This is a genomic window from Methylocystis bryophila (assembly GCF_027925445.1).
GTDB classification, from domain to species: Bacteria; Pseudomonadota; Alphaproteobacteria; order Rhizobiales; family Beijerinckiaceae; genus Methylocystis; species Methylocystis bryophila.
Map to the genome: position 1 here is coordinate 847,979 of NZ_AP027149.1, position 25,796 is coordinate 873,774.

The following is a 25,796-nucleotide window of genomic DNA, read 5'->3' on the forward strand; positions in this document are numbered from 1 at the left end:
ACGTACGGTTCAGCCGATATTGTCCACGCCGCCCTCGCCTCCAGTTTTATTCTCGCTCAGCAGGAAGAAAACACGCGGTCGCGTGAATATGTTCCTGCAAAGATCATGAGCAGATGGGGCGAGCCATGGGCAATCTTCTCTACTGGGCCGTGATGTTTTTGATCGTCGGCATCATCGCGGCGGCGTTCGGCTTCGGCGGGGCTGCGGGAACCGCGGTGGAAGCAGCGAGGATCCTGTTCTGGGTGGCTGTCGTGTTGTTCGTCATCTCGCTGATTGGGGGCCTTGTGGGACGAGGAAGAAGCCTCTGACCACGGGAGGCGGAAACAGGCGGCGCCGACAAGGCGCGTCGCCTGTTTCGCGCATTTTCTGCCAAATAAGCGGGCGCCTGAGCGGAGCGTTTTGCTCGCCGCTTCAGCGGAAATCTTCGCTGCGCGGGGCACTTCACTTTTCGTCTCGATGCTCTATTTAGTCTAGACGCGAGCTTGGCTTGGCAATGGGCCGATCTCGATCCTCCGCATTCTCGACTTAACAGGACTCGTTCAGCCCGCCATGTATGTCGCGATCACCCATGACATCCAGGTCACTGCAATCCCGGACTTCCTGTTGGATCGCTCGGACCCCGCGCAAGACCGCTACTTCTGGACCTATACGATCGAGATCGCCAATCTGGGGCGACGCCGCGTGCAGCTCCTGACGCGCCACTGGGTCATTATCGACGCCTTCGGCCGCAAGGAGGAGGTGCGGGGGCCGGGAGTCATCGGCGAGCAGCCGGTGCTGGAGCCAGGCGAAACCTATCGCTATCATTCCTTCTGCCCTCTCACGACGCCCTCGGGCCTCATGAAAGGCAGCTATCGCATGGTCGACGACGCGGGCGAGAGCTTTGACGTCGAGGTGCCGGCTTTCTCGCTCGACAGCCCGCTGTCGAAGCCGACGCTCAACTAGGCCCCAGATGTCGCGTCTCGAATCGGTCATCGCTCTGACCGAAAGGCTTGTCTCGTTCGACACGGAAAGCGCCAAGAGCAATCTCGATCTCATCGCTGACGTCGAAGCTTATCTGCGCGAGCAGGGCGTCTCCTTCGTCCGTATCCCGAACGCCGCGGGCGACAAGGCCGCGCTCTTTGCGACGATCGGTCCCCATGTCGAGGGCGGCGTGCTGCTTTCGGGCCACACAGACGTTGTGCCCGTGACGGGCCAAGCGTGGAGCGCCGATCCTTTCAAGCTCCGGCGTGAAGGCGAGCGGCTCATCGGGCGCGGCGCGGTCGATATGAAGGGCTTCGACGCCGTTTGTCTCGCGATGATCCCCGAGTTCAAGGCGGCGGCGCTCAAGCGCCCGATCCACATTCTCCTGAGCTACGATGAGGAGACGACCTGCGTCGGACCGATCGACGCCATCCGGCGCTTTGGTCATGACCTGCCGCAGCCTGGGGCGGTCATCGTCGGAGAGCCGACGTCGATGCAGGTGGCGGACGCCCATAAAAGCGTCACGACTTATACGACGCATGTGCGCGGCTTCGAGGTCCATTCCGCCAATCTGCACACAGGCGTGAGCGCGGTTCACGTCGCCTGCAGGTTGGTCTGCGAGCTGGAGCGGATCGGCGCCGCGCTTCGCGAGGAGGGCGACCCGTCGGGCCGCTTCGATCCGCCCTATTCGAGCATCCATGTCGGGGTGATTTCAGGGGGCACGGCGCGCAATATCGTCGCGCGCGATTGCGCCTTCAATTGGGAGTTTCGCGGCCTCCCGCAGGCGCCGATGCATCTCGCTCAGCAGCGGCTGGCCGCCTTTGTCGAGACTTTGGCGCCGCAGTTCGCCGCTTTCCCTGGGACGGGCGTTGAGACGATCACGGAGGCCGAAGTGCCGGGCCTCGCCCCGCAGCCCGGGTCGGGGGCGGAGGTTCTCGCCCTGCGGCTCGCCAGGGCGAATCGGACGATCTCCGTTCCCTATGCCTCCGAGGCGGGACGCTTCCAGCGCGGCGGAACGCCCGCCGTCATCTGCGGCCCAGGCCGCATAGACGAGGCGCATCAGCCGGATGAATTCATCGAGATCGCGCAGCTTGCGGCCTGCGTCGATTTCATGCGCGGGCTCGTGCGCGAGCTTTCGGCTTGAAGGACTTCTCGGGTTGGGCCGAGGACAAGGCCTAAGGGTTAGATGCAATGTGCATTACAGTGGAGAGAGCCCACTTTGAGCAGCTAATTCGCGACATACGAGAAAAGATATCAATTCTCCGGCAAAGCGCACCGGAGCGGGGCAGCGAGTTCTTGCTGAGCTTGGAGCCAAGCTACGCCGAAGCAGCTATAGTGTTCAGAGACTTTCCAAAGGCCCACGGAAATATCATACAAAGGGCCGTCGGAATGGCGCTTGCTGGCCACGTGGGCGGTCTGTCAAAAACTGAAGCGCGATTTTCGTTCCTCTCAGGAGTATCGGTCTCGGTTGACAACTTCTTTCTTTCAGCCACCGGCAAAATCTATCTCTTTGAGACGAAGCGAGACATAGCCAATGTACGTGACGCCTTAAAGGTTGAGGCGACGCGTAATATGAAGGAGGTCGCGGCTGGCCTTGAGTCATATGTCACCGCAAAGACGGGCCGCTTATTGCGCCATCCGATAGAATGCGCTTTCTTCAGTTATGTCGATGACGAAGCGCCACGCCCAATCCGGCTGAATGTTGGGTCTCCCACTGCTCCCTCCTACGTTGATATGCCTGTATACGGTCGCACTGAAATGAATGCCCTTATTGGCGACTGCTTCGGAATGTTCCTTGACTGTTTCGACGATTTTGTCGGTCAAGAGGTCGGCCAAAACATACCGGGCGTCAGACTGCGCGGTGAAAAGCAGTTGGACGTTAATCCTCTTCGTCGAGGGGTTTTGGGCAGCACCGACGAGGGTATCATTTTCTTTGGGAGTGCGGGCTGTGTGAGTCCGTCGGCCGACGACATCTTGTCTTAATAAAAGGATTCGCACCAAATGCCGCTCATGACGCTATGGAGCACGAGTCCGGCTGCTGTAGATCAGTTCACCATTGAACAGGTAGTCGCCACGGCCGGCGATGGCGTCCTTAAAGACGGGTCAGTATGCTCGTCAGAGTTGCGCGGCTACCTTTCGCAGGTTCCGAGCGCTAAGCTCGAAAGCTACGTCGAGCGTTGCCTGGGATCTCCATTTCCTAAAGGCGGGATGGTGCTTCAGGACATTGTAAACGAGCTGGGTAGAAGACTGGACTACAGGGTAACGAATGGACGCTACCAAGGGATTTCTGGTGCTATTGGGTTTGACGGTATTTGGTTGTCGCCAGAAGGTCACTCGATAGTCGCTGAGGTTAAGACCACAGACGCATATCGGATATCGCTCGACACGATCGCTGCTTATCGAGATAAACTTCTTGCTGGCGGACAAATTACAAAGCCTGCATCCATTCTTATTGTCGTTGGACGGGACGATACAGGTGAATTGGAGGCACAGGTTCGCGGATCTCGCCACGCCTGGGATATAAGACTAATCAGCGCTGATGCCCTGGTGAAGCTGGTAAAGCTTAAAGAAAGTGCGGATGGGCCAGAAACAGGGCGAAAGATTCGAAGCTTGCTTACGCCCATGGAGTACACGCGCCTTGATGGAATGATTGACGTGATGTTCACAACAGCAACGGATGTAGAGCAATCCAGCCAGGTTATTGAACCTGACACAGAGGAAACAACTGTCGCGTCGGCGACAAAAGTGCGGGTCAAGGGTACCTGGGAATTTACAGATAGCAAGCTTCTTCAGGGCAAGAGAGAGGAGATCATAGCTGCACTCTCGAAAAAAACCGGGACAAAACTGATTCGGAAAAGCGCCTCCCTTTATTGGGATTCTGATCACACCGTGCGCATCGCTTGCACGATATCTAAACGCTATACCGCCAAGGGAGCTTACAGATATTGGTACGCGTATCATCCTGCCTGGGATGCGTTCCTCTCCGAAGGTAGTGTAGCATTCTTAGTTCTAGGGTGCATGGACTTACAGGCAGCTTTCGCGGTCCCATTTGACGTAATGCATTCATTACGAGATGCCTTAAACATCACCGAACTCGAAAGCGGAACGATGTATTGGCATGTCCACTTAACCAAGAGCGCCGAGGGGATCTCGATGCTCCTGCCGAAGAAGGGGACGCCTATGTCGCTTGAGTCCTACAGGGTGCCCTTAGTGCCTTAACCCCACTTCCCTTCCAGCATTCGAAAAACAAATATGCTAGAAATTCGTTTGGTGCGGTCGAGAGGACTCGAACCTCCACTGGTTGCCCAACTAGCACCTCAAGCTAGCGCGTCTACCAATTCCGCCACGACCGCTCCGGGCGCTCTCGTCGAGCGCCAGAGGGGAGCCCTCTAACAAATCGGACTCGCGATGACAAGCGGATGTCGCGCTACTTTCTGCGAGAGGCTTGCCGCAAGAGAAACGCCTTGACGAGACGCGCGCGAGGCGCCGGTCGGCGCCGCCGCGCGAAACCTCCGCGACCTCGTCCTGGGGAGCCCGCGAAGCGGGCGTCTCGAGGGGTTATGCGAAGAATCTCTTCAAATCGCATGGGGGCCCCATCCTTCGAGACGCGCCCTTCGAGACGCGCTCTGCGGGACGCTCCTCGGGATGAGGTCTGGAGCATCAATCGTCGCGATAGACCTTCTCGCGGCGCTCGTGCCGTTCCTGCGCCTCGATCGACAAGGTCGCGATCGGGCGCGCGTCGAGGCGACGCAGCGAGATTGGCTCGCCTGTCTCCTCGCAGTAGCCGTAAACGCCATCGTCGAGGCGCGAGAGCGCCGCGTCGATTTTCGATATCAGCTTGCGCTGCCGGTCGCGCGAGCGCAGTTCTATGGACCGGTCCGTTTCGGATGAGGCGCGGTCCGCAAAGTCGGGATGGTTTTCATTGTCGCTTTGCAGCACGAGGAGCGTCTCCCGGCTTTCCTCGAGAATTTCATCCTTCCACGCCAGCAGCTTGCGTTTGAAATATTCCCTCTGCCGTTCGTTCATGAACGGCTCCTCTTCCGAGGGCCTGTAGTCCTTGTCGAGCTCGACCGCCATTGCAGCGTATCCCCGTTGCGCCATAGGCGGCGCCTATATAAACGCGACGTGAGAGGCTTACAATTGTCTTTACGATCCGTATCTTCACCAGCTGGCTCTCAAATGCCTCCCGAACGGGACGAGAAGGTCACGCCGGACACGAGCATCGCCGGCGCCGCGCCAAATCCCTCATCCCGCAGCGACCGCCATGTCGGCTCGGCCGGCCCGAGCGCTTCGATCTTGGCGAAAAGCGCGGCGAGGCTCTGATTGAATCTCAGGTTGCGCGCCGGCGCGACGATGCGGCCGTCCTCGATGAGGAAGTTGCCGTCGCGGGTCAGTCCCGTGAGCAGCAGGGAGCGCGGGTCAAGCATGTTCGTGTACCAGAGACGCGTCACGAGAAGACCGCGCTTCGTCGCGCGAATCATCTCCTCGATTGGCGTCGAGCCGCCTTCCATCCGAAAGCTCGAAGCGCTGGGAATGGGCGCCTCGCCGCGTTTCTTGGCGTAGGCTCGGTCCAGAAACAGCGAGACGAGCCTGCCGTTCTCGATCCAGGCCCGCGGCCGCTGCGGGGCGCCTTCGAAACCAATCGCTTTCTGCGGCGCAATGAGGTCGTTGGGATCGGATCGCAAGGTGAGCTTCTCGTCGAACAGCCCTTCGCCCCGGAGATTGCCCCCGCCCTTGCGCGAGAAAAAGCTGCGCCCCTCGTCAGCGGAGCGGGCGTCGAGCGCGTGAAGCAGCCAGGAAGCGAGCTCCGCCGTCGCCTCGGGCTCGAAGACCACCGTCCAGCTCCCCGGGTCGAGATCGCGAGGCTCCTGCGACCAGGCGGCCTTGTCGCAGGCGTGGCGAGCCAGCGCGGCCGCGTTGAGGCCGGCGGCTTGAATCGTCTTGGCGCCGGCCCAGCCCGACCAAGCGTCGTTTCGGTTGCGCGCGGTCGTCGAAAGCTCGATCGCGCTTTGTCGTTCGTAGGAAAAAAGGCCGGCGCTGGTCGCGCGCGCGAAGAATGACGCGCCGCTCGCGACCTGACCGAAGGCCGCAACCTCGCTCGCCCGCGACTGCGCGATCGCGGAGCCCGCGAAGGACGCGAGCGCGTCGAGGCCGAGCGCCGCCGTATTCTCGCAGAAGAGATTGGATCGCGCGTAACGTTGGGGTCCGAGCGGCGGCACATAATCCGGGTCCTGAGGCAGCGCGCGCGCGATCTCCTCGGCTTTCGCGAGCGCGCGCAGTCCCGCGGCCTCGTCGACGGAGGCGATCTCGACCAGGCCGACGCGTTCTTGCGCATGGGCCGAGACACGCAGCGTCAGCCATTCGGCCGTGCGGTTCGTCGTCGCGCCGCCATTCGCGAAACGCAAATTATGCTCCCGTCCGCCGCGAAGCACGATCTCGCAACCGTCGCTCTTCGATCCGGCCAGCAACCGGTCGGCGATCGAACGAACCTCTCGACGCGAAAGCAGCAAGCCGCCCTCCTCATTGCCGCGGCGCCGCGGACGCCGCGGCGAGTCAGGCGTCTCTGATGCCGCCAAGACGCCCGTATAGCACATGAATTCCCGCTCGAAGGCCCGCGAGACGGAGGGCGGCGAACGAAGCCAAGGCCCTGAGGATCGCGCGCGTCCCGCGATCGACGCCCGCCAAGAGCCGCAATTCAGCAATAGACCGCACAGACGGGACATAGCGGGGCCATCCTGCGCTGCGAAATAGCGGCGTTCCCGAGTGGTTGAGTTCCAGGTGGGGCGGGTGGTAAAAACCACGAAGCTCGGGGCCGACAGGGCACAGCTTGCGACAAGGCGGCGTTCGCGAGTTCGTTCCCCTCGCCGAAGAAGCAAGCGGTTCCCGCCTTGGTCGGGCGCCGCGTCGAGCCGCCGGTCAGGGCGGGCGAGCTCTACGACACGCCGCAGACCCGACCTGGAGCGTCACGGCTTGAGGAAGCTGCGGATTTCATGGATTTTCGACTTGGTGAGCGAGGGCGCGTGCGAGCGCGGCGGGCGCTGCGCGACCCTGCGGCGGATACGGGGACGTTTCGCCGTCGGACGGGCGAATCCTCGCGCCTGCGCGGGTCGGCCCCATCAAGCGTGGCGCGAAATCTCTTGAGGTCACAGCTCCGCTCACGCCCATTTCTCGCTCTGGCCGCCTGCGTCGCCGTCTCGGGTTTGGCGGGCTGCAATCTCGACTGGGAGAAGCCGGATCTCAGCATGCCCCCGCCCGAGCGATTCCGGGAGGCGAAGCCGCGCTCCGCGCCACCCATCGGCGCGGCGCACGACTTTTCCGCGCGGTTCGGGTCGCGCGAGCTCGTCACGCTCGTCGATCGCGCGTTGGAGAACAACAACGACATCGCCGCCGCGGTGGCCCGCATCCAGGAGGCCGACGCCCAGGCGCGCGTTTCGAGCGCGGCGCTCTGGCCGTCGCTCTCGACCCCGAACACGTTTCAGCAGACCCGTATTCCTGGCACTGCGCTCAGCGCGAGTCCAGGATCGGGCTCCAGCGCGCTAGCGCAGTCCTACCGGCAGTCCGGCCAAGGAAACGTCTCCAGCGCGTCGAGCAGCTCCAGCAGCTTTTCCGCCCAGCGCGTCAATCTTTGGAAGCTCGGGCTCACCGCGAGCTACACGATCGACTTCTGGGGCGTGAACGACGACGCCTCGAAAGCCGCTCGGCTGCTCGCCAATGCGAGCCACTTCGATCGCAACGTCGTCGAGATGACGACGATCGCCTCGGTTTTCAGCACCTATTTCATCGTGTTGAACGCCCAGGATCTGCTGCGCATCGCGCATGACAACGTCCGCATCGCCACGGAAGTGCTGAACGCCATTAAGTTCCGGCTCCAAGTGGGAACGGCGACGGTTTTTGACGTCGCGCTGCAGGAAACCGTCGTCGACACGCAGCGCGCCAACATTCCCGTGCTCGAGGAGACGCTGCACCAACAGCGCAATCTTCTTGCCGTGCTCTTGGGACAGACGCCGGAGAGCCTCAAAACGACGGGCTCCTCGCTCAAGTCGCTGCACTTCCCGAGCGTGCAGCCCGGACTTCCGTCGGAAGTCCTGCTGCGCCGTCCCGATGTCGCGGAGGCCGAAGCGAAGCTTGCTTCTGAGGAATTTTCGGTGCTGCAGGCGCGCGCCGCCTTTTTCCCGACCTTCACTTTGACGGCGCCTTACTATGGCGTTCAGTCGATCGTCACCAAATATCTGCTGCAACCCGAGGCGATTGCCTGGCAATTGGTGGGAGGCATCGCGCAGCCAATCTTCGACGGCTACAATCTGCAAGGTCAATATATGCTGCAGCAAGGCAAATATAGCGAGTTGGCCGCCAATTACCGCAAGCAGATTCTGACCTCGCTGTCGGACACGGAGAACGCGTTGATCGCGATCAGCGAAACAGGCAAGGAGCTCAAGATCGACCAAGAAGGCGTGGACGCCGCGAAACGGGCTCTTGATGCGGCGCAAGCGCGCCTGCGCGAAGGCACGATCGACATCGTCACAATGTCGACGACCCAAAACACCTATTTTCAGAATCTCTATATCCTGGAGCAGACGCGATTGTTGCATTTCCAGGCTGCTTCGAGCCTCTATCAGGCGCTGGGGGGCGGTTGGTCGCCGACGACGCGCGAGAAGGAGATCGCCGCCGCCAACGCGGCCTATGAGGCCGACAAGGGCTTTTTCCCATGATCGCCATCTCGAGAAAGACGATTTTGATCGGGCTTTGCATCTGCGCCGTCGCGGGCGCCGGTTATTGGTGGGCGGGCCGTTACGGCGACGACGCCTCGCCGGGCGGCGGCGGAAAGGGCAAGCGCCTTGGGCAGGAGGTTCCGGTCCGCAGAGCCGTGGCGCGGGCGGAGGACGTTCCCGTGACGATTGACGCGATCGGCACGGTTCAGGCGTTGAACACCGCGACGATCCGCACGCAGGTCGACGGCCGTCTCACCGCGCTCCATGTCACCGAGGGCGAGGACGTGAGGAAGGGCGAGATCGTCGCTGAGATCGAGCCCAATCTCTATCAGGCTCAATATGATCAGGCCGTCGCCAAGAAAGCGCAGGACGAGGCCAATCTGGCCAATGCGCGCATCGATCTCGTTCGTTACGAAAAGCTTGCCGCGAGCAATTACGGCTCTCAGCAGCAGTTCATGACGCAGAAATTTCTCGTGGCGCAGCTCGAGGCGCTGGTGAAGACCGATCAGGCCCTCATCGACAGCGCGAGAACCACGCTCGGCTATTGCAAGATCCCTTCGCCGATCGAGGGACGCGTCGGCATTCGCAACGTGGACGTCGGCAACATCCTGCACGCCTCGGATCAGCTCGGCATCCTCAACGTCACGCAGCTCAAGCCGATCTATGTGGTTTTCGTGATCCCTCAGGAGAAGCTGCTCTCCGTGCAGAACGCCGTCGCCCGCGGCAGCAAGAAAGTGACCGCGCTCGGGCCCGACAATCAAACGGAGATCGACCCGGGCCATCCGGGCGAGGTCACGGCCATCGACAATCAGATCGATCAAACGACCGGCACGGCGAAAATAAAGGCGACCTTCGCCAATCAGTCGCTGAGACTTTGGCCCGGTCAATTCGTGAACGTCCGAATGGTCGTCGACACGCTCAAGAACGCCGTCGTCGTGCCGGCGACGGCGATCCGGCCGGGTCCGAGCGGACCTTATGTGTATCTCCTCACCAACGGCGACGTCGCGATCACGAAAAACGTCAAGGTCGGCCAGCAGGACGAAAACATCGCGGTCGTCGCCTCTGGTCTGAAGGCGGGCGACACGGTCCTCACGAGCGGATTTGGGCGGCTTGCGGACGGCGCGAAAGTGCGCGTGGTCTCCGACGAGCCTCCCGTCGCCGAGGCCCCGGGAGAAAAACAGGCGAGCGACAATGCCGGGCAGAATTCCGGGGGGCTCGCGCCGGCGAGAGGGGAACGCAGGCGACATCGCGAAAGCGGCGGCGGCGCAAATGGGATTTCACGCGGGCAGGAAGGGGGCGCGTTGCGACCCGACGGCGCAGGCGCCACGGCGCCCGCCGCGCCGCCGCCTCTCCCGAAGCCCGAGGATAATCTGAAACGGAGCGAGCCCGCGCAAGCCGCGGGCCCGCCGCGACCCTAGGTCGAGCCATGAATATTTCAGCGCCCTTTATTCGCCGGCCGGTCGCGACGACGCTTCTGGCGTTCGCCGTGCTGCTCGCCGGCGTCGGCGGCTATTTGCGCTTGCCCGTCTCGCCTTTGCCGCAGGTGGACTTTCCCACGATCCAGGTAACGACGCAGCTTCCCGGCGCCAATCCCGACACGATCGCCTCGCTCGTGACCGCCTCGCTCGAACGCCAGTTCGGGCAGATTCCCTCGCTGACGACGATGACGTCGCAGAGCGCCTTCGGCTTCTCGCAGATCACGCTGCAATTCGAGCTCGATCGAGACATCGACGCCGCGGCGCAGGACGTGCAGTCGGCGATCAATGCCGCGGCCTCGACCTTGCCGCGCAACCTCCCCTATCCGCCCGTCTACGCGAAGGTCAATCCCGCCGATACGCCGATCGTCACACTGGTTCTGCGCTCCAAATCCGCCACCTTGCGCGCGATGAGCGATCTTGCCGACACGCAGCTTGCGCCCAAGCTCTCGGAAGTGACGGGCGTCGGGCGGGTGCTGGTCGAGGGCGGCGTGCGGCCGGCCATTCGCGTCCAGGCCGATCTCGCGCGGCTCGCCGCCAATCGCATGAGCATGGACGACCTGCGCTTGGCCATCGCCGCCGCCAATGTCGCCGGCGCCAAGGGATCGCTCGACGGCGCGCGACAATCCTACACGCTCGACGCCAACGATCAGATTCTGGAGGCCAACCAGTACAAGAATGTGGTCGTCAATTGGGTTGCGGGCCGGCCCGTCATGCTCAAGGACGTGGCCAATGTCGTTGAGGGACTCGAGAACAGCCGCGTCGGCGGCTGGTACAACGGCGAGCCTGCGGTGATTCTCGACGTCTATCGTCAACCCGGCGCCAATATCATCGGCACGGTCGAGGCGCTGAAGAAGGAATTGCCGCATCTGCAAAGCGCTCTGCCGAGCGGGATCGTCCTCGACATCGTGAACGACCGAACCGGCACCATCCGCGCCTCGATCGCCGATGTTGAATTCACGCTCGTCGTCGCCGTCGTTCTCGTCGTTCTCGTCGTGCTGCTCTTCTTGCGTAGCCTGCGCGCGACGATCATCGCCGGCATCAGCCTGCCGCTGTCGATCGTCGCGACCTTCGCGATGATGTGGTCGGCCAATCTCTGGTCCAGGGGATTTTCGCTCGACAATCTCTCCTTGATGGCGCTCACGATCGGCACGGGCTTCGTCGTCGACGATGCGATCGTCATGATCGAGAACATCGTGCGCAACATGGAGAAGGGCAAGACGCCGCTCGCAGCCGCCTTGGACGGCGCGCGCGAGATCGGCTTCACCGTCGTGTCGCTCACTGTGTCGCTGATCGCGGTCTTCATCCCGCTTCTGTTCATGACCGGCATCGTCGGGCGCATGTTCCGCGAGTTCGCGATGACCCTGACGATGGCGGTCGTCGTCTCCGCGATCGTTTCTTTGACCCTGACGCCGATGCTTTGCTCCCGTCTGCTCCGCCCCTTGGGTCATGGAGGCGGGGGGCATGAGGAAAATCCCTCGTCATGGCTGGATCGGTTCTATCAGCGGACGCTTGACTGGTCGCTTAGGCGTCAGCCTTTCATCCTGATGCTGACCGTCGCGACCTTCGCTCTGACCATCGCGCTCTACGTCTTCATTCCGAAGGGCTTCCTGCCGCGGCAGGACACGGGCGTGCTATCGGTCGTCCTGGAAGCGGCGCCCGACGTTTCCTACGATGCGATCAAGAAGATGCAAAAAGACGTCGCGCAAATTTTCCGCAAGGATAAGGATGTCGCGGGCGTCGCCTCGGTGCTGGGCGTGGGTCCCTTGAATCCGACGACCAACGTCGGACATTTCACGGTGATCCTGCAGGAGGAGGGCCATCGATCGAACAGCGCGGACGTCATCGCCGACCGGCTGAAGAGGGAAGCCGAGACGATCCCCGGCGCCACGCTTTACATCGAGCCCGTTCAAGACATTCAAATCACGACGAAAGCCAGCCGATCGCAATATCAATACACGATCACCACGGCCGACAACGAAGAGCTTATGCATTGGACGGAGAAGCTCGTCGACGCGCTGCGCGACGAGCCCGCCTTGCGCAATGTCGCTGCTGAAACACAGAGCGGGGGCCTGCGCAACGTCGTGCGCATCGACCGGGAAACCATGGGGCGGCTAGGCATATCCATGCAGAACGTCGATGACGTGCTCAACGACGCGTTCGGTCAAAGGCAGATCTCGATTATCTATACGCAATCCAATCAGTATCGCGTGATCCTCGAAGCCTCGGAACATTATCAACGCGATCCGAAGGCTCTGGACAAGCTCTATGTCGCTGCGCCCGGCGGCGGCGCGCAGGCGCCCTTGTCGGCGATCGTTCACGTCGACAAGGTCGACGCCCCACTGTCGGTCGCGCATCAAGAGCAGTTTCCGGCTTCGACGATCAGCTTCGATCTCGCCAACAACGCCTCTCTCGGCGACGCCTTGAAGGTCATCGCCAGGGTGCAGAGGCAAATCGACCTGCCGTCCGCGATCCTCGGCTCCTTCAGCGGCGACGCCGCCGAGTTCGATAAATCGCTGCAAAGCGAGCCTTATCTGATCCTCGCTGCGGTCATCGCGATCTACATCGTGCTCGGCGTCCTCTACGAGAGCTTCATTCATCCCTTCACCGTGCTGACGACCTTGCCGTCAGCCGGCGTGGGCGCATTGCTCGCCTTGATGCTCTTCCGCCTCGACCTTTCCGTCGTGGCCTTGATCGGCATCGTCCTCCTCATGGGCATCGTCAAGAAGAACGCGATCATGATGATCGACTTCGCGCTCGATATCGAACGAAGCGAGGGCGTCTCGCCCGAAGAGTCGATCGTGCGCTCCTGTCATTTGCGCTTTCGCCCGATCATGATGACGACGCTCGCCGCATTGCTCGGCGCGCTGCCGCTCGCCATGTCGCATGGCCCTGGAAGCGAGCTGCGCGTCCCTCTGGGCGTCTCGATCATCGGCGGCCTTGTGCTGTCGCAAATGCTGACGCTCTACACGACGCCGGTCATCTATCTCGCTGTCGATCGGCTGCGCCGGCGCCTGTCTGGCTTGAGGCCGAGCGAGGGCGCGAGGTCGCAGGCGAAGATGGCGCTCGACGAGGGGTCTGCTAAAGAAGAGGACCCTCGTCAGGAAGCGGCGGAATGAGCATTTCCGATCCCTTCGTCAGAAGGCCCGTCGGCACGACCCTGCTGGCGGTCGGGCTTTTTCTGCTCGGCACGGTGGCTTACATCTTTCTTCCGGTGGCGAGCTTGCCGGCCGTGGACTTTCCGACGATCGGCATATCGGCCTCGCGACCCGGCGCCGATCCCGAGACGATGGCGGCGACGGTCGCCGCGCCGCTCGAGCGAAGACTCTCCGCGATCTCCGGGCTTGTCGAGCTCACATCCGCGAGCTCGCTCGGCAATACGCAGATCATCGCGCAATTCGATCTCGACCGAAACGTCGATTCGGCGGCGCGCGACGTGCAGGCGGCGATCAACGCCGCGGAGACGGATCTGCCAACAGATCTTTCCACTCTTCCGACATTTCGTAAGTCCAACTCCTCAGGGGCGCCGATCATCGTGCTCGCGCTGACCTCGAGCACGATGCCGACGAGTGCGGTGTTCGACGTGACGGACACGGTGATCGCCCAGCGCATCTCGCAGGTTGGCGGTGTCGGCGGCGTGGTTGTCGCCGGCGCTGAGCAGCCGGCGATCCGCGTGCAGATCGATCCCTCGCGCGTCGCGGCCATGGGGCTCGGGCTCGATCAAGTGGCGGCCGCGATCGCCAGCGCCAATGTGCAGTCGCCCACGGGCGCCTTCAGCGGCGACCAGCTCAATGTGACGCTCGGCACGACGGATCAGCTCAACACGCCTGAGGACTACCGCAGCGTCGTGGTGGCCTCAAAGAATGGCAGGGTGGTGCGTCTCGGCGACGTGGCGAGCGTCGAGCGCAGCGTGCGCAATCGCAACGCGGTCGGCTGGTACAATGGGAAGCCTGCCGTCATTCTTCTTGTCTTCAAGCAGCCCGGCGCCAATGTGCTGGACACGGTCGACAACGTCCAGACCCTGCTGCCTCAGTTGCAGCAATGGATTCCCGCAGGGGTCAAGATCGATGTGCTCGCGGACCGCACGCAGACGATCCGCGCCAGCGTCGCCGACATTCAGCATACGCTGCTGATCTCTATTCTGTTGGTGATGGCCGTCGTCTATGTCTTCTTGCGCCGGGCTTCGCCGGTCATCGCGGCGGGCGTCACCGTTCCGCTGTCGCTCGTCGGCGCCATGATCGCGATGTGGATTTTCGGCTTTTCGATCGACAATATTTCCCTGATGGCGCTCACGATCGCGGTCGGCTTCGTTGTCGACGACGCGATTGTCATGATCGAGAATGTGGAAGCCCATGTCGAGCGCGGGATGAGTCGACTCGACGCCACGCTGATCGGCGCGCGGCAGATCGGCTTCACCGTCGTCTCGATCAGCCTTTCGCTGGTCGCCGTGTTCGTGCCTCTGCTGTTCCTGCCGGGCATCGCCGGAAAACTCCTGCAGGAATTTGGCTACACGCTGACGTTCGCGATTGCGGTTTCGATGATCGTTTCCTTGACCGTGACGCCGATGCTCTGCGCCTGGCTCCCGGCGTCGAAGCACAAGGCGCCGTCGAGGTTCGAGATCATTTTCGAAAGCGCGCTCGACAAGATCATCGACGCCTATCATGCCTCTCTGGAGAAGGTCGTCGATCATCCCTGGTCCTCGCTGGCGGCGATCCTGCTGACGGCGGCCTGGACCGTGCATCTCTATCAGACGATTCCCAAGGGCGCGCTGCCGCAAGACGACATCGGGCTCATCAACGGGACCACGGAGGCCGCGGCGGACGTGTCCTTCGACGAGATGGCGCGGCTGCAGAAGCTCGCCATGAAGGTGCTCGACGCGGATCCGGACGTGCAGGAGGTCGGCTCCTTTATCGGGGCCGGGAATCTCTCCGCGTCGTCGAACCAGGGACGGCTTTTCGTCGCGCTGAAGCCCGCGGGCGAGCGCACGTCGTCGAGCTTTGAGGTGATCAACCGCCTGCGGCCTAAATTTGCGAATATTCCGGGCCTTTCGGTGACCATGGTGCCGTCGCAGGACCTGCGCTCCGGCGGCCGCCTCAGCAAGGCGCAATATCAATTCACGCTCTCGGACTCGTCGCTCTCCGAGCTCAACGATTGGACGCCGAAAGTTCAGGAGCGGCTGAAGAGCTTGCCGGAGCTCGCGGACGTCTCCACAGACCGCCAGGAGGGCGGTCTGCGCGCGCGTGTCGTGATTGACCGCAACGCCGCTTCGCGCCTCGGCGTCTCCATCGCCTCGATTGACGCCGCGCTCAACGCCGGTTTCGGGCAGATGCAGGACTCCATCATCTATACGCAGCGCAACAATTACCGGGTGATCGTCGAGACGCAGCGCACGCGCCAGCAGGACATCCGCGATCTATCGGGCGTCTATGTCTCGAGCGCCAAAGGCGGTCAGGTTCCGCTGACGGCTGTGGCGCGCATCGAGCGCGGCGCCATGCCGCTCGTCGTCAACCATCAGGTGGTCTCTCCCGCGGTCACGATCACCTTCAATGTCGCCCCGGGCGCCTCGCTCGAGACGGCTGTCAATGCGATCGACGCAGCCATGCTCGATCTCGGGGCGCCGAAGGCGCTGCACGCCGCCTTCGCCGGCGACGCCGCGGATTTCCGCAAGACCTCCGGCGGCATGGGCGTCGTCATCGTGGGAGCGCTGCTCGCCGTCTACATCATCCTCGGCGTGCTTTACGAAAGCTTCATCCATCCGATCACCATCATCTCCACGCTGCCCTCGGCGGGCCTCGGCGCGCTGCTGGCGCTCGAGCTATTCCATAAGGACTTCACGGTGATCGCCTTCATCGGCATTCTGCTCTTGATCGGCATCGTCAAAAAGAACGGGATCATGCTCGTCGACTTCGCGCTCAGCGCGCAGCGGGAACGCGGTCTCTCTGTCCGTGACGCGGCGCTGGAGGCGGCGCGCGAGCGCTTCCGCCCCATCGTGATGACGACGCTCGCGGCCTTGTTCGGCGCGCTGCCACTCGCTTTCGCGACGGGCGTCGGCGTCGAGATGCGGCGACCGCTCGGCATCACAATCGTCGGCGGGCTCCTGCTGAGCCAGTTGCTGACGCTCTACACGACGCCGGTCATCTATCTGCTGATGAGCAAGCTGCGCCGTGGCAAGCGCGCCTCCAACCCGGTCGAAAGCGCGCCGCCGCGCATGACAAGCGGCGCGCGCACTTGACGGGGACGGCCGCGCGCCCGTAAACGGAGCGTCGGGTCCCGGGCGGCTAGCTCAGCGGGAGAGCACTCCCTTCACACGGGAGGGGTCACAGGTTCAATCCCTGTGCCGCCCACCATCAAAATCAGAGAGTTATTGAAAACGGCGCGGTCCGCGCGCACAGCCTAGCTACCCATAAGCTCGGCGAAGTGTCCCTTGGCTTCCAATCCAATCGCTGCTTGCTCCATCCCGATGGGCTCGATGAGCAATCCCCCGATCACAGCGGGAACGGTCGGGATTGACCCATCGGCTGACCCATCGGCGCCGCTCATTGAACGACGCAGAATTCCATTGGGCTTGCTCAAAATCCGAAGAATTTTTGGCGCAGCGCGTTTTCGTAGGCTTCCTTTGCGGCCCGAACCTTATTCCGCGCGGCGTCTTCGTCGAAATGAGCTTTTTCCCACTGATCGACCTCGGCCACCGAGTGAGGACTCACCGAGACGAGCGCTTCCTCCGTTCGGATCGCCGCGATCCATTCTTCCAAGGTCGCTTTATACGCGGCTTGCAGATCGTCGAGCTCCACGAGTTCTTCAGCACTCAAGTCGGTCATGTTCGTCGCCTCGTTGTCCAAAAGGTAATCCTAAGCGTAACTGATGAATGAACGACGACCGAACGAGCCGCCCGCCTTTCCCCCCAAATTCTGGCTGACATAAGCGTGCCGATTTTGGCTGACCATTGTTTATTGCGCTGACAATCAGAAAGCCCAGTCAACGAAATTACTCTAATCTATTTTGACTCGCTTATTACTTGTGGTTCCAACGCCTGGAACGCCGGGGGGTGGACCGGGTTGCGCCCGCCATGATCGGCGCAATGCCGCCTACCATCAAAATCAGAGAGTTACTGAAAACGACGGGGGCCGCGCAGAGGGCCTGTCAGGCTGCTGGCCTCGGCAATGTCGACCGAATGGGCGACCGCCTGCCCGAGGCCGAGTTCGCGCATGCCCCCCGCGGCGGCGCTGGCGGCTTGGTTGGGCTCGCCCCTCTCGAGCCGGCTGAGCAGCCCGCTGATTCCCTTGGCGATCACCTGCATGTTCGGCTTCTCTCGTATGATGGAGTGGTGATTTCCCTCCACGCGAATGGTCTGCAGGCCCTTGGTGAAGAGGCCGTCCCAGCCGGGGTTTATGGCTCCAAGAGGATCATAATCCTCCTCGTTCCGACAGGTTCGAAAATTGACGCCGGGGCAGTCGAGCGGCCGCAGTGCGTAAGTTTTTGCCGCTCTGGTGTATAATTTCTCTAGCACAGACCAGTAGACCGGTATTCCCTGTCGCAATAGACGTGGTGCAGCATCAGGATGACAACGTGCTCTTCGGCAAGCGTCTCGATGAGCGTAACACGGGCTCTGGCCTCGGTTTTCGAGACGATCTCGCCGCCGCAGCTCGTCGATCAATAAGCGCTTCAGCTCAGCCTCGGGCCGGCGCGCGGCCAAGTGTCGCAAGCGGCTTCGCTTGAACTTCATCGGCCAATTCTCACCCACGATGGCCTCAGGCCGTCCGTCTCTCGCCGCGAAGGTGGTGCGCAGAACCTCGTGCCGCGCCGGACCTATTGTCGCTGGCCGTCGGCCTTGCCACGCGCCGGCTTCCCAAATAGGTTGCGCGCGCATCTGCGATCCCGACGGCGAGCGATCGCAAAACTTCATCAAAGCGCGGAACGGCGGCCGATTTGGGCGCGCCTACCTTTGCCGCGGCTCCGAGGGCGAGTTTCGCATGTCAGTGCTCATCGACAAGAACACCAAGGTCATTTGCCAGGGCTTCACGGGGAAGACGGGAACCTTTCATTCCGAGCAGGCGCTCGCTTATGGGACCAAGATGGTCGGGGGCGTCTCGCCGGGCAAAGGCGGGACGCAGCATTTGAATTTGCCGGTTTTCGACACGGTTGCTGAGGCGCGGGCCAAGACGGGGGCCGACGCCTCGGTCGTCTATGTGCCGCCGCCGGGCGCGGCCGACGCGATCTGCGAGGCGATCGACGCCGAGATCCCGCTCATCGTCGCCATCACCGAGGGCGTGCCGGTCCACGACATGATCCGGGTCAAGCGCGCGCTGTCGGGCTCCAAGTCGCGGCTCATCGGCCCGAACTGCCCCGGCGTCGTCACGGCGGGCGAGTCGAAGATCGGCATCATGCCGGGAAACATCTTCAGCAGGGGCTCGGTCGGCGTCGTTTCGCGCTCCGGCACGCTGACCTATGAGGCGGTGTTTCAGACGACGGCCGAGGGGCTCGGCCAGACAAGCGCCGTCGGTATCGGTGGCGATCCCGTCAAGGGCGCGGACTTCATCGATATATTGGAGCTGTTCCTGGCCGACGACGCCACGAAATCCATCATCATGATCGGCGAGATCGGCGGCTCGGCCGAGGAGGACGCCGCCCAGTTCCTCATCGACGAGGCCAAGCGCGGCCGCAAGAAGCCGATCGCCGGCTTCATCGCCGGACGCACAGCCCCGCCCGGCCGCCGCATGGGTCATGCCGGGGCGATCGTCTCCGGCGGCAAAGGCGACGCCGAGAGCAAGATCTCAGCGATGGAGGCGGCGGGCATCCGCATTTCTCCCTCGCCCGCGCGGCTGGGCAAGACCCTGGTCGAGGCGCTCAAAGGCTGAAGCGTCGGCGGCTGGCCGGCTTTGCGCCGGCCTGACCGGGCTCGCCGCTCCTCTCTCGTCGCCGCATCCCCATATATTACTTGCGTCGGCCGCCGCACGCGGTCGAGGTCGCGCTGGACCCGCCCGGCGGAATTGACCTTTTTTCAGCCTTTACTTGAAAAAGATGCGTCCTCTATTCCCAAAAGGCGATAGCTGAACGGCTGGGCGGAAGCGTGAAAGCGCCTCGCGCCAAGGGGGCCCCAGGAGAAGGACGGCGACATGATGCGTCCCGGAGCGACGGAAGGCGACAAGGCGACGGTTTTTCGCCACGCGGCAGGAGCCGGAGAAGGCTCGGCGGCCTCATTCTTGAACGGCGGCGACGCCGCCTATCTCGAGCAGCTGCTCGCGGATTTCGAAGCCGACCCCGCATCGGTCAGCCCCGAGTGGCGCAATTTCTTCTCGCAGATGGGCGTGCTCCCCGGGCGAGGAAGCGCGGCCGCGACGGGTCCCTCCTGGGCGAGCCGGGATCTGCTTCAAGAAAAGGACGAGCTGGTCGAGGGGTTCGAGGCCTATGGGGAGACGTCCAAGGCCGCGCCCCTTGCAGTCAAGCCGTCTCGGCCGCCCGAGAGCGAGGCGCTGCGACAGGCGACGCGCGACAGCATCCGCGCGCTGATGATGATCCGCGCCTATCGCGCGCGCGGCCATTTGCACGCCAATCTCGACCCGCTCGGCCTCGAGCAGCGCAGCGACCATGGCGAGCTGCATCCCGCGACCTATGGCTTCACCGACGAGGATTTCGACCGCAAGATCTTCATCGACGGCGTTCTCGGTCTTCAGCACGCGACCCTTTTCGAGATCGTGTCGATCTTGCGCCGCACCTATTGCGGCTCGATCGGCTTCGAGTTCATGCATGTTCTGAACCCGGCCGAGAAGTCCTGGCTGCAAGCGCGCATCGAGGGTCCCAAGAAGGAGATCACCTTCACGCCCGAGGGCAAGCGCGCGATTTTGAACAAGCTCATCGAGGCCGAAGGCTTCGAGAAATTTCTCGACCTGAAATACACCGGCACCAAGCGCTTCGGCCTCGACGGCGGAGAGTCGATCGTGCCGGCGCTGGAGCAGATCATCAAGCGCGGCGGCGCGCTCGGCGTGATGGAGATCGTGCTCGGCATGGCGCATCGGGGGCGGCTCAACCTGCTCTGCCAGGTGATGGCCAAGCCGCATCGCGCGCTCTTCCATGAGTTCAAGGGCGGCTCCTCCCTCCCCGACGAGGTCGAGGGCTCGGGCGACGTGAAATATCACCTCGGCGCCTCCTCCGACCGCGAGTTCGACGGCAATAAGGTGCATTTGTCGCTGACGGCGAACCCTTCGCATCTCGAGATCGTCGATCCGGTCGTTCTCGGAAAGGTGCGCGCCAAGCAGGATCAGCACGAGTGCCCCGACAACGACCGCAGAGCCGTGCTGCCCCTGTTGATCCATGGCGACGCCGCCTTCGCGGGGCAGGGCGTCGTGGCGGAATGCTTCGGTCTTTCGGGCCTCAAGGGGCACCGCACCGGCGGCTCGCTGCATTTCATCATCAACAATCAGATCGGCTTCACCACCTATCCGCGTTACTCGCGCTCCTCGCCCTATCCGTCCGATCTGGCCAAAATGGTCGAGGCGCCGATCTTTCACGTGAACGGCGACGACCCCGAGGCGGTCGTTTTCGCAGCGCGCGTCGCGATCGAGTTCCGCCAGCAGTTCCAGAAGCCGGTCGTGATCGACATGTGGTGCTACCGGCGATTCGGCCACAATGAAGGCGATGAGCCCGCCTTCACCCAGCCGCTGATGTACAAAAAGATTCGCGCGCATAAATCGACGCTCGAAATCTATAGCGAGAAGCTCATCGCCGAAGGCCATATTTCCCCGGCGGATCTGGAGAAGGGGAAGGCCGAGTGGCGCGCGACGCTCGACACGGCGCTCGAGGCCTCTCAGTCTTTCCGCCCAAACAAGGCAGACTGGCTCGACGGCTATTGGTCGGGCCTGAAGCCCGGCTATCAGTCCTCGGACGATGAGCGGCGCGGCAAGACCGGAGTCGCGATAGACGTGCTGCGCGACATCGGCCGCCGCATCACCACTGTGCCGCCGAGCTTCAACGTCCACAAGACCGTTCAACGCTTTCTGGACGCGAGACGCGCCGCGATCGAAAACGGCGTCGGCATCGACTGGGCCACGGCGGAAGCCTTGGCCTTCGGCTCCTTGTTGCGTGAAGGCCACCGCGTTCGGCTCTCCGGACAGGACAGCGAACGCGGCACCTTTTCCCAACGTCACGCGGTGCTCATCGACCAGGAGAACGAAAGCCGATACGTCCCGCTGGCCCATGTCGGAGCGGGCCAGGGACGATTCGAGGTCATCAACTCGATGCTCTCGGAAGAGGCGGTGCTCGGCTTCGAATACGGTTATTCCCTCGCCGATCCGCAATCACTCGTGCTCTGGGAGGCGCAATTCGGCGATTTCGCCAATGGCGCGCAGGTGATTTTCGATCAGTTCCTCTCCGCGGGCGAGCGCAAATGGCTGCGCATGTCGGGGCTGGTCTGCCTCCTGCCGCACGGTTACGAGGGCCAAGGTCCCGAGCACTCCTCGGCGCGGCTCGAGCGCTATCTGCAGCTTGCCGCCGAGGACAACCTCCAGGTCGCCAATTGCTCGACGCCAGCGAATTATTTTCACATTCTGCGCCGCCAGCTCAATCGCAGCATCCGCAAGCCGCTGATCCTGATGGCGCCGAAGTCGCTGCTACGGCATAAGCGCTGCGTTTCGACGATTGAGGATCTCGGCGCCGAGTCGACGTTTCACCGGCTGCTTCCCGACGAGGCGGAGCTGCCGCGGCCCGGCGCGCTGGCGTTGCGGCCTGCGGAGGAGATCCGTCGGCTCGTCCTCTGCTCCGGCAAGGTCTATTACGATCTCGTCGAAGAGCGCGAGAAGCGCGGCGCGGACGACGTCTATCTTCTGCGGGTCGAGCAGCTCTACCCGCTGCCGCTGAGGCAGCTCGCGCAGAGGCTCGCGCGCATGCGCGCGGCGGAAGTGATTTGGTGCCAGGAAGAGCCCCGGAACATGGGCGCCTGGAGCTATGTCGAGCCCTATCTCGAATGGGCCCTCGGTCAAGCGGCGGGCAAATCCAAGCGCGCGCGCTACGTCGGCCGTCCGGCCTCGGCCTCCACGGCCGCAGGCACGATGGCGCGACATTTGGCGCAGCTCCGGGCGATTCTGGACGAAATTTTCGCGCCGTAGCACTCTGACGGAAAGGACTCTGCAGCCGACCCAGCGAGCTCATCCCGAAGAACAACGGCATTGTTGTGGGCGACATCCCTTGCTGCGAAGAGCAAGGTCGTTTTCGGAACCGACTGCAGCTTTTGCTGCAGCTCGGCAAATGCGGCGGACTCTGCAAGCTCTTCACGATAGCGCCGGCGGAACTCGCGCCATTTGGATGGATCGTGACTGAACCAACGACGCAGCTCTGCGCTCGGAGCCACATCCTTGATCCACGCGTCAATCTTCGCCGCGTCCCGGCTTAGCCCGCGCGGCCATAGCCGATCGACCAAGACTCGCTTTCCGTCCTGAGGGTCCGGCGGCTCATAGGCGCGCTTGATCTCGATCTGCGTCATTCAAGGCCTCTTTCGCGCCCGTAGCTAAGAGGCTCATTTAGAACGCGATGGTCACTTGCCGACCTGGGCCGTCCCCTCGCGCCCGACTCCGGAGCCGCCCACCTTTCGGCAGGCTCGGGAAGACGCTACAATTCCTCTTAAGGAAGAAGCTCATCGGACGCGCAGGCCGCGATAAAGCGACGGAGATCAACATGACGTTCAAGATTGGCGATACGGCGCCTGATTTCGAGGCGCAAACGACACAGGGACGGATTCGCTTTCACGATTGGATCGGCGACTCCTGGTGCGTCTTCTTCTCGCATCCCAAAGATTTCACGCCGGTCTGCACGACGGAGCTCGGCTATGTGGCGAGGATGAAGCCGGAGTTCGATCGCCGCAACGTCAAGCTGATCGGGCTCAGCGTGGACGCGGTGGACAATCACGCGAAATGGGCCGCCGACATCGAGGAGACGCAGGGCGCCGCGCCGAATTATCCGATGATCGGGGACACGGATCTCTCCATCTCCAAGCTTTACGGGATGCTGCCGGCCAGCGCCTCGGGCGACGCCAACGTGCGTACGCCGGCCGACAATCTGACGGTGCGCAACGTCTTCGTCATCGGCCCCGACAAAAAGATCAAGCTCATCATCGTCTATCCGATGACGACCGGCCGCAACTTCGACGAGGTTCTGCGGGTCATCGATTCGCTGCAGCTCACCGCGAAGCATCGGGTGGCGACGCCGGTAAACTGGACTCCGGGCGAGGACGTCATCATCGCGGGTTCCGTCAGCGACGAAGAGGCGAAAAAAATCTATCCCGACGGATGGACGGCGCCCAAGCCCTATCTGCGCATCGTGCCGCAGCCGCGGTAAGCGGGCGTAGTTTTGAGCGGAGGCGAAACATGTTTGGTTTCGCTTCCGCTCGTCGCTTTTTGCATCTCGCTTCAGATCAAAGCCGGCGCCGCTCAATGCGCCGTATCGCGAAGCCTTTTGATGAGATCGTGGTTCTCCAGCACGCCCGCATATTGCTTCTGCACCAATGCGATCACTTCCGGCGCGAGTTCGGCTTTGAGCGCCTTTTCATAGGCGGCCTTCGCCACGTCCTCGCCTCTCTCGCACTCCTCGAGAATCGCCTTCTCGTCGCCGCCCGTTACGGCTGACTTCAGGTCAATCCAAGCTCTGTGAACTGCGCCGGCTACGCTCCCGCTGTCCGTTGTCGAGCCGCCGAGCTTTGTGATCTCCCTCTCGAGCTCCTTTTCTCCGGCCTCGCAACGCGCGGAGGCCTTGCGAAAAGTATTTTGCAAATTGGGATCCTTCACGGCTTGGGCGGCCTCGAGGAACCCGTTTCTGCCGTCTCGGCTGATTTGCGCGAGGTGCTGAAGCGTCGATATCGGGGTAGCGCTCATTTTTTTCGTCCCTGATCGGTCGATAGCGCGGATGCGCCGCCCCTTAACAAAACCGATCCAGAAGATGTTCCCTCCATAGGCGAAGCCTGTGCTTCGCCTGTGCTTCGCCGATCCGCTTCCGCGTCGCGCTCTCGCGCTTGCAGAAATTGCCTGGACCCCATTCCGCGCTACTTCTTGCTGGCGGCGCATCGCTTGGACATCGTCATGGCGACATTCTATCCCGCAGAGCGAGCCTCGACCTCGCCCCAATTGTTCGCGCGAGAGATGTGGCTTGGTCCGCAGGAGCCGCCCCCGCCAGAGACGTCTCCAGAGCCGCCGGGTCCAGACATCGTCCCCTCGCCGGCGTCGCCTGAGCCGAGCCCGGCGCCGCCAGATATTCCGCCGCCTTTTCCGGGAGCGAATCCAGATCCTCCAGCAGAGATTCCGCCTTGGCCGGATCCGTTGTCCCCCTCTCCGCCGCAAATGCGCGCGTTAAGCGAGACGGATTGGCGTGCAGGATCTGACCGGATCGCTCATGCGATAACGTGCGGAGAGAAGCTGGAGCGCATTCTGGCGTCTTTGACCTTGTGCGGAAGCAGGTTCTAGATCGCCTTCGCTTTCGGCTAAGATGCCGCTATGCGGATCAAGATCTACATCGACGCCGACGCCTGCCCGGTGAAGGAGGAAGTTTATAAGGTCGCCCATCGCTATGGATTGCAGACCTTCGTCGTCTCAAACGCATTCATGCAAGTGCCGAAGGCGGCGCTCATTGAAAGGGTCATCGTGAGCGCGGGGCCTGACGTCGCCGACGATTGGATCGTCGAGCATCTCAACGCCGGCGATGTCGTCGTCACCAATGATATTCCATTGGCCGCGCGCGCGCTGGCGAAGGAGGCGCACGCCGTCGCGCCGCACGGACGGGCCTTCACCGAGGATTCGATCGGCATGGCGCTCGCGCAGCGCGCGCTCATGGAGCATATCCGCTCGACGGGCGAGATCACCGGCGGTCCGCCGCCTTTTTCCGCGGCCAATCGGTCGCAGTTCCTGCAAGCCTTGGAACAGATCGTCTCGCGCGAACGAAGGCGGCGCCCGTGATTCCCTGGTCGCTCATCGACAAAGCGCCCATTCCGGGCGGCGGGGGCGAACTGCGGCTCATGCGTCGCGGCGACGAATTCTCGATCCGGCTCGGCGCCAATGAGCTGATGAACAGCCGATTGAGCTGGTCGGAGGAGGCCCTCGCGACGCTCTCGCTCGAGCGGATCAAGTCTCGTCCCGCGCCGCGCGTGCTCATCGGCGGGCTCGGCATGGGCTTCACCTTGCGCGCCGCGCTCGCGGCTCTTGGGCCGCAGGCGCGCGTCATCGTCGCCGAGCTCGTGCCGGCCGTCGTCGCCTGGGCGCGCGGTCCGATGGCGGAACTCCATGGCGGGAGCCTCGCCGATCCCCGCGTTCATATCGAGGAAGGCGACGTTGCGCGCCTCATTCGCTCAGCCGCTTCGCGCTATGACGCCATTCTCCTCGATGTCGACAATGGCCCTGAGGGACTGACGCGCGACGCCAATGACGGCCTTTACACCAAAGCGGGGTTGAACGCGGCGCGCGCGGCGCTCAATCCCGGCGGCGTCTTTGCGGTCTGGTCGTCATCGGGACCGGATGAGGCTTTCAAGCATCGCCTTCGCCAGGCGGGGTTCGGCGTGGAAGAGATCAGAGCGCGCGCCCGAGGCGGCCGCGGCGGCGCGCGTCACATCGTTTGGATCGCGACGCGCGGGGATGGGGGAGCGGGCTCGCTCCCTCGCGATTGACGCCGTGTGTTGGGCTGG

Annotated in this window: 20 protein-coding genes and 2 tRNA genes; 15 read left to right on the forward strand and 7 right to left on the reverse strand. The window is 62.8% G+C overall.

The window, feature by feature from the left end; genetic code table 11:
• The first annotated feature begins 125 nt into the window (after positions 1-125).
• From QMG80_RS03910 to QMG80_RS03930, 5 genes are all read left to right on the forward strand, one after another.
• On the forward strand, positions 126-308 hold the full coding sequence (locus tag QMG80_RS03910; protein ID WP_085771627.1) for a DUF1328 family protein: 183 nt from the start codon (positions 126-128) through the stop codon (positions 306-308).
• Between the two features lie 241 nt (positions 309-549).
• Positions 550-942, forward strand: a complete 393-nt coding sequence (gene apaG / locus QMG80_RS03915; RefSeq protein WP_085771628.1) for a Co2+/Mg2+ efflux protein ApaG — start codon at positions 550-552, stop codon at positions 940-942.
• 7 nt (positions 943-949) lie between these two features.
• The gene (argE, locus tag QMG80_RS03920; RefSeq protein ID WP_085771629.1) at positions 950-2,104 is read left to right on the forward strand and encodes an acetylornithine deacetylase; all 1,155 of its coding nucleotides are present in this window, start codon (positions 950-952) and stop codon (positions 2,102-2,104) included.
• Positions 2,105-2,151: 47 nt separating this feature from the next.
• Positions 2,152-2,943, forward strand: a complete 792-nt coding sequence (locus QMG80_RS03925) for a hypothetical protein (RefSeq protein ID WP_085771630.1) — start codon at positions 2,152-2,154, stop codon at positions 2,941-2,943.
• An 18-nt stretch (positions 2,944-2,961) separates the two neighbouring features.
• Positions 2,962-4,179, forward strand: coding sequence for a hypothetical protein (locus QMG80_RS03930; RefSeq protein ID WP_085771631.1), 1,218 nt, complete (start codon positions 2,962-2,964; stop codon positions 4,177-4,179).
• A gap of 49 nt (positions 4,180-4,228) precedes the next feature.
• Here the strand turns inward: QMG80_RS03930 and QMG80_RS03935 are convergent.
• The 3 genes from QMG80_RS03935 to QMG80_RS03945 form a co-directional block, all read right to left on the reverse strand.
• Positions 4,229-4,313: transfer RNA gene (locus QMG80_RS03935), tRNA-Leu, on the reverse strand.
• Positions 4,314-4,620: 307 nt separating this feature from the next.
• The gene (dksA, locus tag QMG80_RS03940; RefSeq protein ID WP_085771633.1) at positions 4,621-5,037 is read right to left on the reverse strand and encodes an RNA polymerase-binding protein DksA; all 417 of its coding nucleotides are present in this window, start codon (positions 5,035-5,037) and stop codon (positions 4,621-4,623) included.
• Positions 5,038-5,135: 98 nt separating this feature from the next.
• Complete coding sequence (locus QMG80_RS03945; RefSeq protein ID WP_085773659.1) at positions 5,136-6,470, reverse strand: TldD/PmbA family protein; 1,335 nt, start codon at positions 6,468-6,470, stop codon at positions 5,136-5,138.
• 627 nt (positions 6,471-7,097) lie between these two features.
• Here QMG80_RS03945 and QMG80_RS03950 point away from each other — a divergent pair.
• The 5 genes from QMG80_RS03950 to QMG80_RS03970 all read left to right on the forward strand — a co-directional run bounded on the left by QMG80_RS03950 (position 7,098) and on the right by QMG80_RS03970 (position 16,491).
• Positions 7,098-8,669 carry an efflux transporter outer membrane subunit gene (locus QMG80_RS03950; RefSeq protein ID WP_245299881.1) on the forward strand — a complete coding sequence of 524 codons (1,572 nt, stop codon included), beginning with the start codon at positions 7,098-7,100 and terminating at the stop codon, positions 8,667-8,669.
• A complete protein-coding gene (locus tag QMG80_RS03955; RefSeq protein WP_085771634.1) occupies positions 8,666-10,087 on the forward strand; it encodes an efflux RND transporter periplasmic adaptor subunit in 1,422 nt (473 codons plus the stop codon). Before QMG80_RS03950 ends, QMG80_RS03955 begins: the two co-directional genes overlap by 4 nt.
• A gap of 8 nt (positions 10,088-10,095) precedes the next feature.
• Positions 10,096-13,263 carry an efflux RND transporter permease subunit gene (locus tag QMG80_RS03960; protein ID WP_085771635.1) on the forward strand — a complete coding sequence of 1,056 codons (3,168 nt, stop codon included), beginning with the start codon at positions 10,096-10,098 and terminating at the stop codon, positions 13,261-13,263.
• Entirely contained in the window at positions 13,260-16,376 is a 3,117-nt protein-coding gene (locus tag QMG80_RS03965; RefSeq protein ID WP_085771636.1) for an efflux RND transporter permease subunit, read from the forward strand. The genes QMG80_RS03960 and QMG80_RS03965 overlap by 4 nt, the downstream gene beginning before the upstream one ends.
• Before the next feature lie 40 nt (positions 16,377-16,416).
• Positions 16,417-16,491: transfer RNA gene (locus QMG80_RS03970), tRNA-Val, on the forward strand.
• Between the two features lie 222 nt (positions 16,492-16,713).
• Here QMG80_RS03970 and QMG80_RS03975 read toward each other — a convergent pair.
• Positions 16,714-16,962, reverse strand: coding sequence for a hypothetical protein (locus QMG80_RS03975; protein WP_085771637.1), 249 nt, complete (start codon positions 16,960-16,962; stop codon positions 16,714-16,716).
• A gap of 287 nt (positions 16,963-17,249) precedes the next feature.
• Positions 17,250-17,651: a hypothetical protein gene (locus QMG80_RS03980; RefSeq protein WP_158658713.1), complete on the reverse strand. Its 402-nt coding sequence runs from the start codon at positions 17,649-17,651 to the stop codon at positions 17,250-17,252.
• Between the two features lie 463 nt (positions 17,652-18,114).
• Here QMG80_RS03980 and sucD point away from each other — a divergent pair, with 463 nt between their 5' ends.
• Both sucD and QMG80_RS03990 read left to right on the forward strand, forming a co-directional pair.
• On the forward strand, positions 18,115-18,999 hold the full coding sequence (gene sucD / locus QMG80_RS03985; protein WP_085773661.1) for a succinate--CoA ligase subunit alpha: 885 nt from the start codon (positions 18,115-18,117) through the stop codon (positions 18,997-18,999).
• A gap of 258 nt (positions 19,000-19,257) precedes the next feature.
• Complete coding sequence (locus QMG80_RS03990) at positions 19,258-22,242, forward strand: 2-oxoglutarate dehydrogenase E1 component (protein ID WP_085771639.1); 2,985 nt, start codon at positions 19,258-19,260, stop codon at positions 22,240-22,242.
• Here QMG80_RS03990 and QMG80_RS03995 read toward each other — a convergent pair.
• Positions 22,143-22,616, reverse strand: coding sequence for a DUF488 domain-containing protein (locus QMG80_RS03995; protein ID WP_085771640.1), 474 nt, complete (start codon positions 22,614-22,616; stop codon positions 22,143-22,145). The two genes, QMG80_RS03990 and QMG80_RS03995, sit on opposite strands and share 100 nt — an antisense overlap.
• A 191-nt stretch (positions 22,617-22,807) precedes the next feature.
• Between QMG80_RS03995 and QMG80_RS04000 the strand changes: the two genes are divergently transcribed.
• On the forward strand, positions 22,808-23,467 hold the full coding sequence (locus QMG80_RS04000) for a peroxiredoxin (protein ID WP_085771641.1): 660 nt from the start codon (positions 22,808-22,810) through the stop codon (positions 23,465-23,467).
• Between the two features lie 92 nt (positions 23,468-23,559).
• Here the strand turns inward: QMG80_RS04000 and QMG80_RS04005 are convergent, their stop codons facing one another.
• Entirely contained in the window at positions 23,560-24,000 is a 441-nt protein-coding gene (locus QMG80_RS04005; protein WP_085771642.1) for a PA2169 family four-helix-bundle protein, read from the reverse strand.
• Positions 24,001-24,615: 615 nt separating this feature from the next.
• On the opposite strand from QMG80_RS04005, the gene QMG80_RS04010 reads away from it, so the two are divergent.
• Complete coding sequence (locus tag QMG80_RS04010) at positions 24,616-25,074, forward strand: YaiI/YqxD family protein (protein ID WP_085771643.1); 459 nt, start codon at positions 24,616-24,618, stop codon at positions 25,072-25,074.
• Complete coding sequence (locus QMG80_RS04015; protein ID WP_085771644.1) at positions 25,071-25,778, forward strand: spermidine synthase; 708 nt, start codon at positions 25,071-25,073, stop codon at positions 25,776-25,778. Before QMG80_RS04010 ends, QMG80_RS04015 begins: the two co-directional genes overlap by 4 nt.
• Positions 25,779-25,796: the final 18 nt, after the last annotated feature.

Excerpts from the sequence above, each read along its gene's own strand:
- QMG80_RS03910 (WP_085771627.1), top strand. The coding sequence starts at position 126 with ATGGGCAATCTTCTCTACTGGGCCGTGATGTTTTTGATCGTCGGCATC.
- apaG (WP_085771628.1), top strand. The coding sequence starts at position 550 with ATGTATGTCGCGATCACCCATGACATCCAGGTCACTGCAATCCCGGAC.
- argE (WP_085771629.1), top strand. The coding sequence starts at position 950 with ATGTCGCGTCTCGAATCGGTCATCGCTCTGACCGAAAGGCTTGTCTCG.
- QMG80_RS03925 (WP_085771630.1), top strand. The coding sequence starts at position 2,152 with ATGTGCATTACAGTGGAGAGAGCCCACTTTGAGCAGCTAATTCGCGAC.
- QMG80_RS03930 (WP_085771631.1), top strand. The coding sequence starts at position 2,962 with ATGCCGCTCATGACGCTATGGAGCACGAGTCCGGCTGCTGTAGATCAG.
- dksA (WP_085771633.1), bottom strand. The coding sequence starts at position 5,037 with ATGGCGGTCGAGCTCGACAAGGACTACAGGCCCTCGGAAGAGGAGCCG.
- QMG80_RS03955 (WP_085771634.1), top strand. The coding sequence starts at position 8,666 with ATGATCGCCATCTCGAGAAAGACGATTTTGATCGGGCTTTGCATCTGC.
- QMG80_RS03960 (WP_085771635.1), top strand. The coding sequence starts at position 10,096 with ATGAATATTTCAGCGCCCTTTATTCGCCGGCCGGTCGCGACGACGCTT.
- QMG80_RS03965 (WP_085771636.1), top strand. The coding sequence starts at position 13,260 with ATGAGCATTTCCGATCCCTTCGTCAGAAGGCCCGTCGGCACGACCCTG.
- QMG80_RS03975 (WP_085771637.1), bottom strand. The coding sequence starts at position 16,962 with ATGACCGACTTGAGTGCTGAAGAACTCGTGGAGCTCGACGATCTGCAA.
- sucD (WP_085773661.1), top strand. The coding sequence starts at position 18,115 with ATGTCAGTGCTCATCGACAAGAACACCAAGGTCATTTGCCAGGGCTTC.
- QMG80_RS03990 (WP_085771639.1), top strand. The coding sequence starts at position 19,258 with ATGATGCGTCCCGGAGCGACGGAAGGCGACAAGGCGACGGTTTTTCGC.
- QMG80_RS03995 (WP_085771640.1), bottom strand. The coding sequence starts at position 22,616 with ATGACGCAGATCGAGATCAAGCGCGCCTATGAGCCGCCGGACCCTCAG.
- QMG80_RS04000 (WP_085771641.1), top strand. The coding sequence starts at position 22,808 with ATGACGTTCAAGATTGGCGATACGGCGCCTGATTTCGAGGCGCAAACG.
- QMG80_RS04005 (WP_085771642.1), bottom strand. The coding sequence starts at position 24,000 with ATGAGCGCTACCCCGATATCGACGCTTCAGCACCTCGCGCAAATCAGC.
- QMG80_RS04010 (WP_085771643.1), top strand. The coding sequence starts at position 24,616 with ATGCGGATCAAGATCTACATCGACGCCGACGCCTGCCCGGTGAAGGAG.